Source organism: Natronoarchaeum philippinense (genome assembly GCF_900215575.1).
GTDB classification, from domain to species: Archaea; Halobacteriota; Halobacteria; order Halobacteriales; family Natronoarchaeaceae; genus Natronoarchaeum; species Natronoarchaeum philippinense.
Genome location: NZ_OBEJ01000001.1, coordinates 1,054,543 through 1,069,055, shown reverse-complemented (window position 1 = coordinate 1,069,055; position 14,513 = coordinate 1,054,543). Strand labels below are relative to the sequence as shown.

The window sequence follows — 14,513 nt, the reverse complement described above, 5'->3', positions numbered from 1 at the left end:
TCGGTGCGTCTCTACGTCAGTTCGCCGATCAGCTCACGCGCCGAGCGTCGAACGGCTTCGTCGCTCGACAGCTCGGGCTCCCAGCCCAGCGCGGCGAGCTTCTCGATCGAGAGGCGCATCTTCGGCACGTCGCCGGTCCAGCCGCGGTCGCCGCCGGTGTACTCGTGGTCGGGGTCGATCCCCATCTCGTCGGCGACGATGGCGGCGATGCGATCGACCGACGTGGTCGTGCGCGTCCCGAGGTTGTACGCGTTGACCGGCTGGTCGGCGTGTGCGATCACGTGAACCATTGCGTCGACGCAGTCGGTGACGTGCATGTACGATTTCTCCTGTCGACCGTCGCCGAGGATCGTCAGCGTCTCGGGGTCTTCATCCAGTTTCTCGACGAAGTCGGGGATCACGGCGCCGCGCAGCCCCGGCCCGACGATATTGGCGAAGCGGAACGTCCACACGCTGAAATCGTGGCTGTGGGCCTGCACCGAGAGCAGCCCCTCGTCGGCGAGCTTGCTCGTTCCGTAGGCGCTGATCGGCTCCAGCGGCGCGTAGTCCTCCGGCGTCGGCCGGGGCGCCTCGCCGTAGACGGTCGAGGACGACGTGTAGGCGATCCGGTCGACGCCCGCCTCGGCCATCGCGTCGAGCAGGTTCGTCGTCATCCGGGTGTTGTCGTGGAACTGCTGGTGGGGATCGTCGACGTTGACGACTTTCGACGCCGCGAGGTGGACGACGAGGTCGATTTCGCCGGTGAGGACGCCGTCGAGCGCGTCGGGGTCGGTGAGGTCAGCCTCGACGAACTCCGCGTCGTCGGGGACTCGGTCTCGGGTGCTGTTCGAGAGGTTGTCGACGACGACGACATCGTTGCCGTCGGCCAGCAGGCGATCGACGAGATGCGTACCGATGAAGCCGGCCCCGCCCGTCACGAGGACCCGCTCGTCCGTGATGGTCATACCTCGGGAGTTTTCGGTCAGGGAAATAACGGTTCCGGAGCGGCGTCGGAATGGTAACTCATCAGCGCTACTTGAGTACTCAGGTTGCGATTAGAAGCCCAGATGTCTCTTTATTTGCTACCACACTACGTGGTCGAGCAACGATACCGATCGACTGGAGTACGCTGTCAGACGCCAGAACGTGATCGATCGAAGTTCCATCCCGAAGTGGGTGCAGGTCGTCGCTGCGATAATCACGATTAGCACGTTCGCGTTCGGCGTTTTTCAGTCTACGCACGTCCAAGAGCTACTCGGCGGCGATGATATTGAGGCCCCCGAAAACAGTAGCGATACTCTTCAGAACGAGAGTGATAATGAGGAAGGAGAGGAGTCGGTTGGCGGCGATCCGCGCCTTTCGAACGGACTGTTCGAGATAGTCTCGACGACCGAAACTGCGAATTTGACCTATCGGTTCACCGTCGATGGAGCTGTCGCTGCAGCGAGCGCCGACGGAAACGAAGCCGATGTCGATTCCGACGGTCCTTGGGACGATACGATCAGCGACAGTGGTGACGGGACCGTTACGGTGATGGGCAAAACGGGGAATCAGGACGGTGATGCCTTCGAAATCGATGGCTCCATCTCGTCGTTTGAGCGCACTGGTGGCGATTCTGGTATGCGACTCGAATTCGATGACGAGTTCGTCACTCCACGGCTTGTCACTGATCCGATGGCGTACAACCGAACCTTCGAGATTATATCTACTTCCGAGGACGACACGTTCACGTACCAATTCATCGTCGACGGTGCGGTGTACGAGGCGCAGGCCAACGGCAATCAAGGTGACATCGATTCCGGCGGCGAGTGGGAAGACACGATCAGGGAGAACGACGACGGTACCGTCACCGTTTTTGGAAGAGAGGGACTCGCCGAAGGCGATGTGTTTCTCGTCAACGGCGACATCGAGGAGTTCTGGAAAACCGGTGGTGATTCCGGCATGATCCTACAGCTTGACGAACGCGACGTTACTGACGAGTTCGTCGACAACGATACTGCGGCTCAGGAGGGGTGAGTACCGTTAATAGTAGTAACCGGGATGCATGGTCAGCAGAGAAGTGGGCCAACGCGGATTGTGAACCACGCGAAGACGGTCGCCTCGCTGACGCTCGGCGCTGCGACTTCTCTACTTCAAATCTGCTCGGGACATGTTTCACTCCTCACGTCCGTTTTCCGTGACTCACTTCGTTCGTCACGACGCCTCACTCATGCTATTCGTGAGGCCGTCGTAGAAACATGGGCCAACGCGGATTTGAACCGCGAACCTCCCGGTTATCAGCCGAGCGCTCAACCTGATTGAGCTATTGGCCCGCGACGCATTTTCGGGTAGTGGTCACTTGCCTTTAAGCGTTTCCTTCTGGGAGTCGAGCGTACCCTGTCATCAGGTGACGCCCTCGGGCGATTCGAAGCCGCGCAGACCGAACGAGAACGCAGAAGATCGCTACTGGTCGGTCGAACGCTCGTCGTCGTCGAACTCCACGTCGTAGGCGTCGTCGCCGAGATCGTACACGTCGCTCGATCCGTCGGCCGAGCCTTCCGCCTGCCCGCTTGGCTGGCCGCCGAAGTCGCCGCCGTCGGGGAACCCGAACGTGTAGACATTGCCCGACGCGAAGCCGCCGGTCTTCTTGTCGAGATACGGCGTCACGACGAACTTCTTGGCGAGCTTGCGGATGACGATCCGCGACGGCGGGAGCACCAGCAGGAACCCGACGGTGTCGGTGACCAGCCCGGGCGTCAGCAGGAACGCGCCCGCGGCGATCAGGAGCCCGCCGTCGAGCAGCTCGTCGGTCGGCGGTCTACCTTCCGCGAGCGCGCGCTGTATCTTGCGCATCGTGCGGCGTCCCTCCGCGCGGACGAACAGCATGCCGACCAGCGCGGTCAGGACGACGACGGCGACGATCAGCTGCCACGGGAACTGGAACCCGAGCCAGACGAGCAGAATGGCGTCGAGCAGCGGGATGAGCAGCAGCAACGCCAGTATCCGCTTGAACATGGGGCCTAGTAGCGGGTCAGGCCGGATAACCCTTAACATCGTGGGGGAGTCCGACTAGCACGGCGGCTCGATCACTCTCAAGGAGCTGCTGGTACTGCTGCCGTCAGGGATGCTACGAGCGCTCTCGCTCCTAGCAAGAGTCGAGACTACTGTCGACGACAACACCTCGAAAGCCCTCGGCCCGCTCGCCGGTTCTCACGCGGATATCCTCGCTGCGCTCGGATAGAGCCACGTGAGAACCGGCCACCGGTCCTCGCCCTTTCAGTCCGCCAGGAAACGGCCGCCGCAGCCTGCCCTCCCCCGTCGGTGCGCACGGAGGCGCACCTCGGCCCCACGGCTTGGGAGGATGTGGTTGCAGTAGGGTGGCATGAAAGGGGCCGCTGCGTTCGGCGACGGCGGCGTTCGCGGGATCCGCCGTCGTTGCTGTGGTTCCAAAGAGCACCGCGCCTCTCGTACGGGTTCACACTGCGCAGTCCTCTGGCGAATCCCGAAGCGCTTACCCGCCCGAGAACCTACCCGGGGATATGGATGAGAGCGCCGAGCGGACCCGCGTCGAGTGGCACGAGTGGGGCCCCGAGCCGTTCGAGATCGCGGACCGCACGGGCAAGCCGGTGTTGCTGTCGCTGTCGGCGACGTGGTGTTCGTGGTGTCACGAGATGGACGGCGAGACGTATTCCGAGCCCCGGATCGCCGCCAACGTCAACGACGGGTTCGTCCCGGTGCGCGTCGATGTCGACCGACACCCGCGCGTGCGCGAACGGTACAACATGGGCGGGTTCCCCTCGACCGTCTTCCTGACGCCGGAGGGCGAACAGCTCACGGGCGCCGGCTATCTCGGCCCCGACGGGATGCGGCAGGTGATCACCAGCGTCCGCAAGCTGTGGGACGGCAAGGGCGCCGAGGCTGGCCGCGTCCCCCGAAGTCTGCAGGGCGAGGCGACGCCGGCGGGCGAACTCACGCCCCAAATCGAGGAGCAACTGCTCGGTGCGCTCCACGAAACCTACGACGAGCGCTCGGGCGGCTGGGGAACTGACGCCAAGTTCCCGATGCCCCGGACGATCGAGTTCGCCCTCAAGCGCGAGCGCCAGCAGGCCCTGCGGACGCTCGACGCCGTCGGCGCGAACCTGTTCGACGAGCACGCGGGCGGGTTCTACCGCTACGCCGCCGGCGAGGACTGGAGCGAGCCCCACTACGAGAAGATGCTCGACACCAACGCCGCCATCGTCCGAGCGTTCGCCAACGCCTACCTCTACACCGGGGGCGAGGAGTATCGCCAGCCCGCCGCCGACACGATCGACTACCTCACGACGACGCTGTGGACCGGCGACGCCTTCGCGGGGAGCCAGTCCGCCGGCGAGGGCGCGAGCTACTACGCCCGGGCGGCGACCGAGCGCGAGGACGCCGACGAGCCGTCGGTCGATCCCACGCTCTTTGCCGACCGGAACGCGCTGGCGGTCGACGCCTTGCTCACCTACCGCGCCTACACGGACGACGACGCCGCGGGCCGGTTCGCAGAGCGCGCGCTCGACACCCTCGACGCGGAACTGATCGCCGACGGCGAAGTCAGCCACTATCGCGACCCCGAGAATACCGACGATGTCGGCGAGTCGCTCCTGCTCGCGGACCACGCCCACACCGTCGCCGCGCTGACGACCGCCCGTGAGGTGCTCGGCGCCGACGCGCTCGACGGGCGCGCGATCGAGGTCGCCCGCCGCGTCGCCGACGCCGCGATCGACGAACTGCACGCCGAGGGCTCGTTCCGCGACGGTCCCGCAAGCGGCGAAGGACTGCTCGACCGGCCGCTCCGGCCGCTCGACGGTAACGTCGAGATGGTCGACGCGCTGCTCGATCTCGCGGTCATCACCGGTGAGGACCGCTACCACGACGTGGCTCGCGAGACGATCGAAGCCTTCGCCGGAGCGTGGGATCGGTTCGGACCGCAGGTCGCTGTCTACGGCTCGGCGGCGTCGCGCTTGCTCAACGGGACGCTCGTGATCCGGGTTGGCAATCCCGCCGGATCGGATCTCCACCGCGCTGCGCTTCGGATGGGCGACCACGAGAAGGTGGTCGTTCCCGGCGCGGACGACGTTGCGGACGGCACGGCGACCGTCTCGATCGTGACCGCCGACGACGCCGACGCGACGGCGGCCGACCCCGCCACGACGCCGGGCGAACTCGAAACGCGGGTCAGCGACCTCACTGCCGACCGTTCGGGCGAGTAATCGCCGGACTCGGTGGCAGCCGTCGCTTGGCTGAAACCTCCGGTGCGTTTATAACCCTCCGTCGGTGACAGGCAGGTATGGCAAGTCTGCGGGATCTCGGGCTGTCCGAGTACGAAGCGCGCGCCTATCGCGCGTTATTGAATACCGGGCCCACAACCGCCAAAGAGTTGTCCCGGGCCAGTGACGTGCCCATGGGACGGATCTACGACGTTCTCAACAGCATCGAGCAGTACAATCTCGTTCGCAGCCAGACCGCGAGCCGCCCCAAAAAGTACGTCGCGGTCGAGCCCTCGACGGCGCTGGATCGGCTGCTCGACGACAAGAAACGCGAACTCGCCGAGAAGGCAGATCAGTACGAGGATATCGTCGACGACCTCTCGGACGAACTCGACGCGGCCGATCCCGTCGAAGAGCAGTTCTGGACCGCCGCGGTCGGTCCCGTCGAAACGGCCGACCTGCTGGTCGAACGTCTCTCGGCGGCCGACGATCGGATCGTGTTCGTCGCCTCCGACCAGACCTCGCTGTTCGAGCTGGACGAGATCGGCGACCTCGTCGCCGAGCAGTTCGAGGAGGCCATCGACCGCGGCGTCGACGTCAAGGTGTTGTTGACGCCGGGACTGGTCGACTCATTGCCCGAGACTGTTGGCGCTCGACACCGCCAAACGCTCTCGCCGTCGGAAGGCTACGAGGTGCGAGTCAGCGACGACGTGACGGGCACGTTCAACGTGCTCGACGGCGTCGAGGTCTGCGTGCAGGTGCCCCACCCCCTCGCGGTCGACGAGGCGTTTGCGATGATCGACCTCAAAGATCCGGACTTCGCGGCCGACGTTCACGACGAGTTCGCCCCGCGCTGGCGTGACGCCGAACCGCTGTCGCTGTAATTCTCACTGGTTGGTCGTTCGCGTTCGACCGGCCGCTCAGTTCCGAACTTCGTCGCGCAACTGCTCCATCTCGACGCGGCGCTCGGCGCGGGCGTTGTGCTGGTGGACCGACTCGTCGTTGGACTGTACGACGGCGTCGTCGAGCGGCTTGGAGACGTTCGTCACCGTGCCAGCAGACCGCGAGCAACCCCTCTCCTCGACGCCATCAGATCATCCTGTCCATCTCGTCGAGAAATGCTTGGAACTCTTCTGCACCAGCTTGCTCGGCGATGCTTTTGAGTGTGCCAGTATCGAGTTCATCGTGCAGTGGCACGATCACGATGCGCTTCTCGCCGGTGACGGGATGGACGTACTGCAGTTTGACGTGGTCGCCTCGCTGCCCGACCTTTTTGTACCCCCAGTTTCCGAGAGCCTTGATAATCTCTCGGCCTGAGTACGTCCCGCGTGTCACTGACGACGGATTCCGTTGCAAATAATAAAAACCCCTGCGTTCGCGCTCGTCCGATAGTCTTCAAACGGCTACGAAGAAAACCACGGCGCGTCAGCGTGATCCGAAACTTCGTCGTCGACCGGTTCCGCTGCGAGTTCGAGTGCCTCTGCAAGGTTCTGTAGTGCGTCGGCTTTCGTCTCGCCCTGGCTCGCAATCCCGGTAGACTCGTCTTTGGCGACGTAATACTCGTCACCGCGGGTAACTGTGATCGTGTCGTCGACAGCGCCGTCCCGGGACTGCACTCCCATGTGTACTCACTCGTGGTATAGGCTCAAATGCTTTCCGACGTACCCCTTTCGGGATGGATTGACCGCTCAGTTCCCGACTTCGTCGCGCAACTGCTCCATCTCGACGCGGCGCTCGGCGTGGGCGTTGTGCTGGTGGATCGACTCGTCGTTGGACTGTTTCATCGTCACGACGGCGCCGTCGGGCAGGTCGGGGAACTCCTCGACGACGCCCTCGGCCATCGAACGAACGCAGTCCTCGACGAACTTGGCGTCGGCGTGGGACTGGTAGGTCATGTGGTCCTCGTCGGGGCGCTTGGCGAGGTTGTAGATGCGCGCGCTCATCGAATCCCGTGCAACGTCGATCAGAGTCGTCAGGTCGACCTCGGGCGCGCCGTCGCTCTCGACGGCCAGCGTGGCGTGGCCGCGCTGGGAGTGGCCGGGCTGGGGGACTTCGTCGAGGAACTCCTCGATGGTGTCGTCCTCGATGCCGAGCTGTTCGAGCTTCTGGCGGGCGCGGGCCTCGGACATCCCCTGCGAGCAGGGACAGACCGTCATGCCGGTGACGGTCGCGCCGATCTCCTCGCGGGTGCCCTCGTCGGTGGCGGTCGCCTTGGCCTGAATGTCGACGGTGCTCTGGGTCTCTCGATCGGAGGCGGGCGTCTGCTCGCGCTGGACGAGCTCGGCCTCCATCGAGACGATGGCTTCGCTGGTGTAGTCGTGTTTATCGAGCAGGCGTTCTGCGGCCTCGCCACAGACGTCCTCGACGCGGTGGACTTCCTCGCGGGTGGCGGCTTCGAGCGTCTCGTCGATGACCTCCATGTTGCGGCTCATGTCGGCGCCCTTGCGCCACGAGGGAAGGTCGACGAACACCTCGAACTCGGCCATCAGCACGATCGGGCGCTTGTCGGGACGGGCGATCTTGACGAGCTTCTCGACGCCCGTGACGCCGACGCGGTTCAACCCCACCGCGACGTCGGGGCTGGTCGCTTGCACGTCGGGCAGTTGCTCACTCATTTGATCGTGCTTTCGGCGGTACGCGATTAGGCCTTTCGATACCGCGGATATCGACCGCTCATCAGTCGGCGGGGACGGCGTCCCGCAGCGGGCTCACTGGAGTTTCGAGAGCGCCTCGAAGAAGTTCGCGCGCGGCCCCGCCACCCGGACCGGCTCCTCGGCAGCCGTGACCGTCACCGTCGTGCCGGCCTCGATCTCCCGGTTGGCCCGGCCGTCGCTGACGACGTACCCCGACGAACCTGCCAGTTCGATCTCGACCGTGGCGTCGGCGTCGACCGCCAGCGACGGCATCGACTCGGCGCCACACATCTCGGTGACGACGATCGCCGGCACCGTCGGGTGGACGAGCGGCCCGCCCTCGCTGAGGTTGTACGCCGTCGATCCGGTGGGCGTCGCCACCAGTACGCCGTCGGCGTGGCCCGTCGAGTACGTGTCGCCGTCGACCCTGACTGTCAGATCGGCGCCGTTGCCGTGCCCGCGCTGGCGTCCCTGCACGACGATTTCGTTGATCGCGGGTTCGAGCGCCCAGTCGCCGTTTTTCGCCTGCAATCGCGTGAGTTCGCGCGACCGCACCGATCCGGTCTCCTCGACGTGTGCGACCTCGTCGGCGACCGCCTCGACGGCGTCGTCCGGTGCGACGGCGTTGAGAAAGCCTACCTCGCCGAGATTGACGCCCATGATCGGCGTCGACCCGGCGCCGCGGGCGGCGTACAGAAACGTGCCGTCGCCGCCGATCGAGACCACGAGATCGCACTCGGCCATCGCCGTCACGTCGACGCCCGAGCGGTCGAGCGCCGTCGCTGTCGCAGTGTCGAGTTGCACAGTAACGTCGTCCCGGAGCGTCGACTCGATCTCGCCGGCCAGCGACGTGGCTCGGTCGTTGCCCTTCTGTCCGACGATGCCGACGTTCATGACTGCGAGGTTGCGCCCGGGGGGTGAAAAACTCCCCGCTGGCGTCGCGGCCCGTTCGACGCCCACGCGGCCGGGCGATGCCGTCGGAGGACTGCCGGTCGACTGTAGCAGCAACCTTAATTTGACTGGGGTGATTGTCTTAGCAGTAGCACGCGGCCCGACACGCCGGGAGCGACGTGCGCTCACGTGATTATGATTCCATCGTCTCGACGTGCTGGGGTCGACTCCGTTCGCGTCGCCGCTCGTCGCTGGCGTCTCCACTCGCCCCGCTGTCGGGCGATCGGCGGCGTCGCTTCGGGAGGTGACGGTCGTGAGTGACGACCCGAGCCAGCAGCACGACGCCGACGATGGCGACGATACCGAGCGCGAGGTGGAGGCCGACGACGACTGGTTCGATCGCGCGCTCCGAGAAGCCGACGACGACGAGGATCTGTTCTCCGGCGACTGGTCGCCCGACGGCGTCGACCAACCGGACGACGAACCCGGCGATGGCACGGCCGACACTCCGACGGGAGACCAAAACGCGACGTTCGATCAGGGCGCCGACGATCTGGAAGCCGCCTTCGCCGACATCGAAGGCGGAGATACCAGCGAGTTCGACGGCTCTTTCGACGATATCCCTGACCCAGCAGCCGATGGCACGGACGGTGATGCCGACGCTCGATCCGGCGAGCACGGGTCGCCGTCGGACGACGCCAGCGCTGCACGCGATGACGCAGCCGACCGCGACGAATCCGACAGCGGCGGCCTGTTCGATACGGATTTCGCGTCGGCGCTCAACGACGCCCCCGATATGCCGGGCAGTACCGGCGGCGAGACCGGGCCGGCACCCGGCAGCTCCTCGTCCGACCCCGGCGGCTTCGGCGGCGGTGGCGAGTTCGACATGGCGACCGACGAGTTCGACGCGCTGGAGGAAGCCGGCGCGCCGGGCGGAGCCGGAGCGGGCGGCGGCCCCGGCTTCGAGGAGGCCGACGAGGATCCCGAATCCGACATTCCACGGATCGAACTCGGCGTCGACGGGTTAGACGCCATGATTCAGGGCGGCGTCCCCGAGCGCGCACTGATGGTCGCTATCGGGAGCGCCGGCACCGGCAAGACGACCCTCGGGTTGCAGTTTCTCAACCGCGGGCTGCGGGACGGCGAGCGCGCGGTGTACATTACCCTCGAAGAGTCCCGCCGGCGCGTGATCCGGAGCGCGACCGAGAAGGGGTTTCCGTTCGACGAGTACGCCGAGGCGGGTGACCTCGCCGTCGTCGACATCGACCCCGTCGAGATGGCCAACAGCCTCCAGAGCATTCGCAGCGAGCTGCCCCGACTGATCGACGAGTTCGGCGCCTCGCGGCTGGTGCTCGACTCGGTGTCGCTGCTGGAGATGATGTACGACGACCGCGCGACCCGGCGCAACGAGATTTACGACTTCACCAAGAGCCTCAAACGTGCCGGCGTCACGACGCTGATGACCAGCGAGGCCAGCCAAGACTCCTCGTTTGCCTCCAGACACGGCATCGTCGAGTACCTGACCGACGCCGTGTTCGTCCTTCAGTACGTCCGGCCCTCTGACTTCCGCGAGACGCGGCTGGCAATCGAGATCCAGAAGATCCGCGACGCCAACCACTCGCGGGAAACCAAACCCTACGAGATCACCAACGACGGGATCAACGTCTACCGGCAGGCCAACATTTTCTAATCCTCGACCGTTGCGATCCCCACCAGCCGATCACCGGCCTGCACGGTCGCCTCTCTGGTGAGCGCGTACACGACGCCGTCCCGACCCGCTCGAACCGTCTGGAGCGGCTCGTACGTCCCAGGATCGTACACCGTCCCGACCGTCGTTCCGTCGGCAATTCGATCGCCGACCGCAACGTCGGCAGTCACGCGGAACAGCCCGGACGCCTCGGCGTCGACGCTTCCCGAGTGGTTGCGCGCCTGTCGGGCCGCGCCGTTCTCGACGGGCTCGCCCGGTAGCACGTCGAGCGATCGGAGCACGTTACACAGCCCCGTCACGCCGGTCTCGACGGCCTCGTCGATCAACTGCTTGTTGTGCGCGAGCTCGGGCGTGATCGCGGTGATTCCCTCCCGGGCCGCCGCGACCCGGAGCTTGCCGTCGAACCCGCGCTTGCGCCACTCCTCGGGAGCGTCCTCACCCGCAGGCTCGGCGAGTAGCAGGTCCGTCCCGAAGGCGGCGGCCAGCGACTGGGCGTCGGCGTCGCCCGCTGCGTAGACGACGTGGGGGAGCATGTTCGGGCTCCCGGTGTGTAAGTCGACGACGGCGTCGGCCCCGTCCACGTACTCCCAGAGCCGGGCCGCCATCCGCTGGTGGAGCGAGCCGTCGGCGTCGCCGGGCCACACGCGGTTCATATTCGGTGTGACCTGATCCAGCGGCGACGGCGCGGTGTAGGACACCCGATCGAACGTCACCGGGTTTGCGACCGGGACGGCGATCACCGTTCCGGCGAGCTCGGCGTCGAGTAGTCGATCGTGGACGCGCCTGAGCACCTCCGTCCCGTTTATCTCTCGACCGTGCTGGGCCGCCTGTACGTACACCGTCGGCCCGGCTGCCCGTCCGTCGTACCGGTGTACCGTCGTCGATATCTCGACGCCGGAGGGCAAACGCGCGAGCGTGACGCGCTCTGTCGCGTGGCCGGTCGTCTCCTCCATGTATGGGGCCTCGAATCGGTCGCTAATAGTCCTTCGTCACGTCGGGATTGTTTCTCGATAGGAGTAGTTATATCAGTCACCACACTGTGTGTCACCTATGGCCGGACGTGACTCACGATCTCCCAACGAGCGCGTCTGCCCCGGCGTCGTCGAGCCCGGAACGAACGTGCTTGTCCTCGCCGCGGGCGACGATGCGCCGGGAGACGTGTGTACCGATCTCTGTGCTGACGACGGTTCTCCCGGTGACGTGCTCCTCGTGGAATGCTCGCGCGACCCCGTTGACTGTCTCGATAAACTCGCCGCCCACTCGGCGTCGGGACGAAAGCGCCTCGTCGCTGTCGGCGACGACGCCGAACTGCGGACGACTCGTCCGAGGATCGAAGCCAAGCCGATACCGGATCCGACGGATCTGTCGACGCTCGGTATCACGATCAGCGAGTTTCTCGGCGGGTCGTCCGACGGCGGAACCACCGTCTGTTTTCACTCGCTGACCGACCTGCTCGACCGCGCGTCGCTCGAACGGGTCTTTCGCTTTCTCCACGTGCTGACCTCTCGGGTCGACGCGGCCGACGCCGTCGCGCATTACCATCTCGATCCCGCGAGCCACTCGGTCCGGGATGTCAAGACGATCGCCGCGCTGTTCGACGCGACCGTCGATCGGTTCGACGGTGAATGGGTGCTCGACCGCGCCGAGTAATTACCGTCGGCACTTTCCGAGTCGCTTCCGTTCGGTTGTTCAATCCGTATCGACATTTTTCCAGTCGCTATTGATCCGTTAAAGACGCCTGTGAGATCCTTTTCTTAGAGTTTGCGAAAATATATCGGTATTACCGTAAGTACCTTTTAAATAGTATTATTTCTACTGCGCCCCGCCATTGCTATGTACAATGTCCAATGGTAACAGCGGAACGGTCGCAGCGTTTCTCAAGGATCACCCGCGGCTGGCCGGCGTGCTGTTCGCTGCGCTGGTTGCACTAACCCAAATCGGAAGCGCCTCCGCGGCGATGGCAGGAACGATCGACTGATCAGGAAATATCGCTGACCGACACGTCACCACTCCACGACAGTTCGCCCGACACCCGTATCGGTATGTCTTCGAGTTCGAGGAACTCGGCGAGTTCCGACTCCGTTATTCTGAACGACCGTGTCCGTCCCGAGTTCAAATAGAACTCGTCGTTCGATTCGATAAAGGGCATGAACATCCCGCCCATCCCACCCGAGGTGGTGGCGTAGGCTGCGAATGTGAACTCGTACTCGTCGTCGCCGACCGGCGTGATCTCGCCGAGCAGCGGCGTCCCGCTTTCTGACTGTGCGATCGTCAATCCGCCGTCGCCGACTACCAGATACTGACTGCCGACGATGCTTTCGTCTTTTGCGATCGTGAGGGCGGCTCGGAGCGGGAAGCCGGCGTTGAGCAGACGCGCGACGGTCGATCCGATCCGGACGGCGCCGGTGTTTATCACGTCGCTGAGCGTGGTGATGCCGCCGATCGCTCCGGCGTCGATCAGCTTTGCGCCCTGATCGTACGACTGGCAGGCGTTCAGCAGGAACGCCTCGACGCCCACTTCGTCGAGCTCGCCGGCGTCGAGCGTCCCGTCTGCACACCGGAACCCCTCGGCGTCGATGTGTCCGACGTAGTGGAGAAACTCCGTCGGCTCCGCGAGGGTTGCGGCCAACTCGTCGGTCTCCAGATCGCGTTCGACGGTGACCTCGAACGGCAGGTTCGCGCGCGAGCCGTACACCTCGTCGACGGCGTCGCGCTCGGAGTCCATCCGGTCGTCGTTGCAGACGACCGTGATCGAGATGTCGCCCGTCGAGGGCTCTCTGTCGAACCGATTGCGGTAGGCCTGTGCGGTGGCCTTGCTGACGCCGATCGGCGTCTCCTCGCCGACCCACGCCTGTTCGAGCGCGTCGTCGGACTCGACCTGAACGTACGTGTTTCCGTGGGCACTCTCGGCGCCACCACGGGTGTACGCGGCCATTCCAGTCTCCTCGACTGACGACGCCGACACCCGTTCGGGCTCGGCGATCCGGACGACCGCGAGGTCGTTGACCAAGTACGGCAGCGTCTCGATGCTCTGGGCCGTCGGCGAGACGTGCGTGGTCAGCTTCCACTGGGGCAGTAGGTCCTCGACGGCGTCGTAGGGCACGTCGAGATACGCCGCCAATTGAGTCTGGAGCGAGGCATCGTACAGCGACTCGAAGTCGAGCTCCACCGCCTGTTCGAGCGCGTCCCGCTCGTGCAACTCGACCGGGTACAGCCCTTCGGTCCGGGTCAGACAGTCGAGGAAGAACACCCGCTTTAGCACCCGGACGACCTCGCGTTCGTAGCCGCCGGGGCCGTCGAGATCGTAGTCCAGCCCCTCGTCGGTGACGATCCGCGGCGTCTCGCCGGGTACCATCTCGGCGCCGAGGTAGTACGCCAGCGTCGCTGCGGGGTAGACGTGCCGGTAGGTCGGTGGTAGCTCGATCCGAACGCCCGTCTCGGGCGGCTCGACGCCGTCGGGGATCGACAGCTCCTCGCCGAGTTCGATCGACGGCGGGTGGCCCCGAAGTGTCGGGAGCGACCGCTCCGGGCTGGTCGTCTTGAGTGACGAACTCATCGCGCTCACGGCCTGCATCACGTCGGTCGGATCGTCGGTCGTCGTCAGCGTCGCGGCCGGTCGCTCGTGTTTCGACCGCCCGCCGAGGACGATCTGCGTCTGCTCGCCGAACTCGATCGAAGTCCGTTCGGTCGACGAGGCGATCGTCACCTCGCTCTCGACGTGGAGGTAGATCCGGAGTTGGACTGATAGCTCCATGCTATAGGTCCCCTTCGGGATCTCCTCGTGGGAGCCGTGCTCGGTGCTTGCCAGCACCTCTCCGGCTTCGTCGCGGACGATGACAGGTGCGACCGTCGGTAGCGTGATCGTCGAGCACTCGATGGTGGCCGCGTCGTCGATCGGGAACCGGAACACCGAATCGTCTGCTTCGGTCGGCTCGACCGGTACGTCGGTAAAAAGCGAGTACCGGACGCGCTCGATCGGGTCGATCACCTCGATCCCGGGATCCGGCAACGACTCGAACGCTACGTTCACGATTCGGACTCCCCCCGTCGAGAACCGCCTGTCCCGACCATTCGAGACGTAGCTAACGC

14 protein-coding genes, 1 tRNA gene and 1 pseudogene are annotated in these 14,513 nt (G+C 65.2%); 6 read left to right on the top strand and 10 right to left on the bottom strand.

The features are described 5' to 3' along the window. Window positions 1-11: 11 nt before the first annotated feature. On the bottom strand, window positions 12-944 hold the full coding sequence (locus CRO01_RS05445) for an NAD-dependent epimerase/dehydratase family protein (RefSeq protein WP_097008066.1): 933 nt from the start codon (window positions 942-944) through the stop codon (window positions 12-14). A 211-nt stretch (window positions 945-1,155) separates the two neighbouring features. Between CRO01_RS05445 and CRO01_RS05440 the strand changes: the two genes are divergently transcribed. Then, window positions 1,156-1,995, top strand: coding sequence for a hypothetical protein (locus CRO01_RS05440; RefSeq protein ID WP_143824917.1), 840 nt, complete (start codon window positions 1,156-1,158; stop codon window positions 1,993-1,995). 222 nt (window positions 1,996-2,217) lie between these two features. Here CRO01_RS05440 and CRO01_RS05435 read toward each other — a convergent pair. Both CRO01_RS05435 and CRO01_RS05430 read right to left on the bottom strand, forming a co-directional pair. Then, window positions 2,218-2,291, bottom strand: a tRNA-Ile gene (locus CRO01_RS05435). Window positions 2,292-2,421: 130 nt separating this feature from the next. After that, complete coding sequence (locus CRO01_RS05430; RefSeq protein WP_097008064.1) at window positions 2,422-2,973, bottom strand: FxsA family protein; 552 nt, start codon at window positions 2,971-2,973, stop codon at window positions 2,422-2,424. 524 nt (window positions 2,974-3,497) lie between these two features. Between CRO01_RS05430 and CRO01_RS05425 the strand changes: the two genes are divergently transcribed. Continuing rightward, complete coding sequence (locus tag CRO01_RS05425) at window positions 3,498-5,195, top strand: DUF255 domain-containing protein (protein ID WP_097008063.1); 1,698 nt, start codon at window positions 3,498-3,500, stop codon at window positions 5,193-5,195. 77 nt (window positions 5,196-5,272) lie between these two features. Further along, entirely contained in the window at window positions 5,273-6,076 is an 804-nt protein-coding gene (locus CRO01_RS05420) for a TrmB family transcriptional regulator (protein ID WP_097008062.1), read from the top strand. Between the two features lie 36 nt (window positions 6,077-6,112). Here CRO01_RS05420 and CRO01_RS05415 read toward each other — a convergent pair. The 5 genes and pseudogenes from CRO01_RS05415 to CRO01_RS05395 form a co-directional block, all read right to left on the bottom strand. Next, window positions 6,113-6,220 (bottom strand): annotated as a pseudogene (locus CRO01_RS05415) (GTP cyclohydrolase MptA); the annotation flags it as partial. Window positions 6,221-6,281: 61 nt separating this feature from the next. Continuing rightward, window positions 6,282-6,527 carry a type II toxin-antitoxin system HicA family toxin gene (locus CRO01_RS05410; protein WP_097008061.1) on the bottom strand — a complete coding sequence of 82 codons (246 nt, stop codon included), beginning with the start codon at window positions 6,525-6,527 and terminating at the stop codon, window positions 6,282-6,284. A 68-nt stretch (window positions 6,528-6,595) separates the two neighbouring features. Next, window positions 6,596-6,814, bottom strand: coding sequence for a type II toxin-antitoxin system HicB family antitoxin (locus CRO01_RS05405; protein WP_097008060.1), 219 nt, complete (start codon window positions 6,812-6,814; stop codon window positions 6,596-6,598). Between the two features lie 66 nt (window positions 6,815-6,880). Further along, window positions 6,881-7,807 carry a GTP cyclohydrolase MptA gene (mptA, locus tag CRO01_RS05400; protein WP_097008059.1) on the bottom strand — a complete coding sequence of 309 codons (927 nt, stop codon included), beginning with the start codon at window positions 7,805-7,807 and terminating at the stop codon, window positions 6,881-6,883. Window positions 7,808-7,900: 93 nt separating this feature from the next. Then, a complete protein-coding gene (locus CRO01_RS05395) occupies window positions 7,901-8,719 on the bottom strand; it encodes an NAD(+)/NADH kinase (protein ID WP_097008058.1) in 819 nt (272 codons plus the stop codon). 550 nt (window positions 8,720-9,269) lie between these two features. Between CRO01_RS05395 and CRO01_RS05390 the strand changes: the two genes are divergently transcribed. After that, window positions 9,270-10,406 (top strand): KaiC domain-containing protein, encoded by a 1,137-nt coding sequence (locus CRO01_RS05390; protein ID WP_375097334.1) that lies wholly within the window; start codon window positions 9,270-9,272, stop codon window positions 10,404-10,406. On the opposite strand, the gene CRO01_RS05385 is transcribed toward CRO01_RS05390, so the two are convergent. Beyond that, window positions 10,403-11,377, bottom strand: coding sequence for a succinylglutamate desuccinylase/aspartoacylase family protein (locus CRO01_RS05385; RefSeq protein WP_097008057.1), 975 nt, complete (start codon window positions 11,375-11,377; stop codon window positions 10,403-10,405). The two genes, CRO01_RS05390 and CRO01_RS05385, sit on opposite strands and share 4 nt — an antisense overlap. A 97-nt stretch (window positions 11,378-11,474) precedes the next feature. Here CRO01_RS05385 and CRO01_RS05380 point away from each other — a divergent pair, with 97 nt between their 5' ends. Together CRO01_RS05380 and CRO01_RS16530 are read left to right on the top strand one after the other, a co-directional pair. Further along, window positions 11,475-12,074 (top strand): DUF7504 family protein, encoded by a 600-nt coding sequence (locus tag CRO01_RS05380; RefSeq protein WP_097008056.1) that lies wholly within the window; start codon window positions 11,475-11,477, stop codon window positions 12,072-12,074. A 190-nt stretch (window positions 12,075-12,264) separates the two neighbouring features. Continuing rightward, complete coding sequence (locus CRO01_RS16530; protein ID WP_179747400.1) at window positions 12,265-12,402, top strand: DUF7503 family protein; 138 nt, start codon at window positions 12,265-12,267, stop codon at window positions 12,400-12,402. Here CRO01_RS16530 and CRO01_RS05375 read toward each other — a convergent pair whose 3' ends face one another. Beyond that, window positions 12,403-14,454, bottom strand: coding sequence for a hypothetical protein (locus CRO01_RS05375; RefSeq protein ID WP_097008350.1), 2,052 nt, complete (start codon window positions 14,452-14,454; stop codon window positions 12,403-12,405). Window positions 14,455-14,513 lie beyond the last annotated feature (59 nt).

Bases quoted from the DNA above. Each gene is read 5' to 3' on its own strand.
- CRO01_RS05405 (WP_097008060.1), bottom strand. From the start codon at position 6,814: ATGGGAGTGCAGTCCCGGGACGGCGCTGTCGACGACACGATCACAGTT.
- CRO01_RS05395 (WP_097008058.1), bottom strand. From the start codon at position 8,719: ATGAACGTCGGCATCGTCGGACAGAAGGGCAACGACCGAGCCACGTCG.
- CRO01_RS16530 (WP_179747400.1), top strand. From the start codon at position 12,265: ATGTCCAATGGTAACAGCGGAACGGTCGCAGCGTTTCTCAAGGATCAC.
- mptA (WP_097008059.1), bottom strand. From the start codon at position 7,807: ATGAGTGAGCAACTGCCCGACGTGCAAGCGACCAGCCCCGACGTCGCG.
- CRO01_RS05385 (WP_097008057.1), bottom strand. From the start codon at position 11,377: ATGGAGGAGACGACCGGCCACGCGACAGAGCGCGTCACGCTCGCGCGT.
- CRO01_RS05430 (WP_097008064.1), bottom strand. From the start codon at position 2,973: ATGTTCAAGCGGATACTGGCGTTGCTGCTGCTCATCCCGCTGCTCGAC.
- CRO01_RS05380 (WP_097008056.1), top strand. From the start codon at position 11,475: ATGGCCGGACGTGACTCACGATCTCCCAACGAGCGCGTCTGCCCCGGC.
- CRO01_RS05425 (WP_097008063.1), top strand. From the start codon at position 3,498: ATGGATGAGAGCGCCGAGCGGACCCGCGTCGAGTGGCACGAGTGGGGC.
- CRO01_RS05445 (WP_097008066.1), bottom strand. From the start codon at position 944: ATGACCATCACGGACGAGCGGGTCCTCGTGACGGGCGGGGCCGGCTTC.
- CRO01_RS05420 (WP_097008062.1), top strand. From the start codon at position 5,273: ATGGCAAGTCTGCGGGATCTCGGGCTGTCCGAGTACGAAGCGCGCGCC.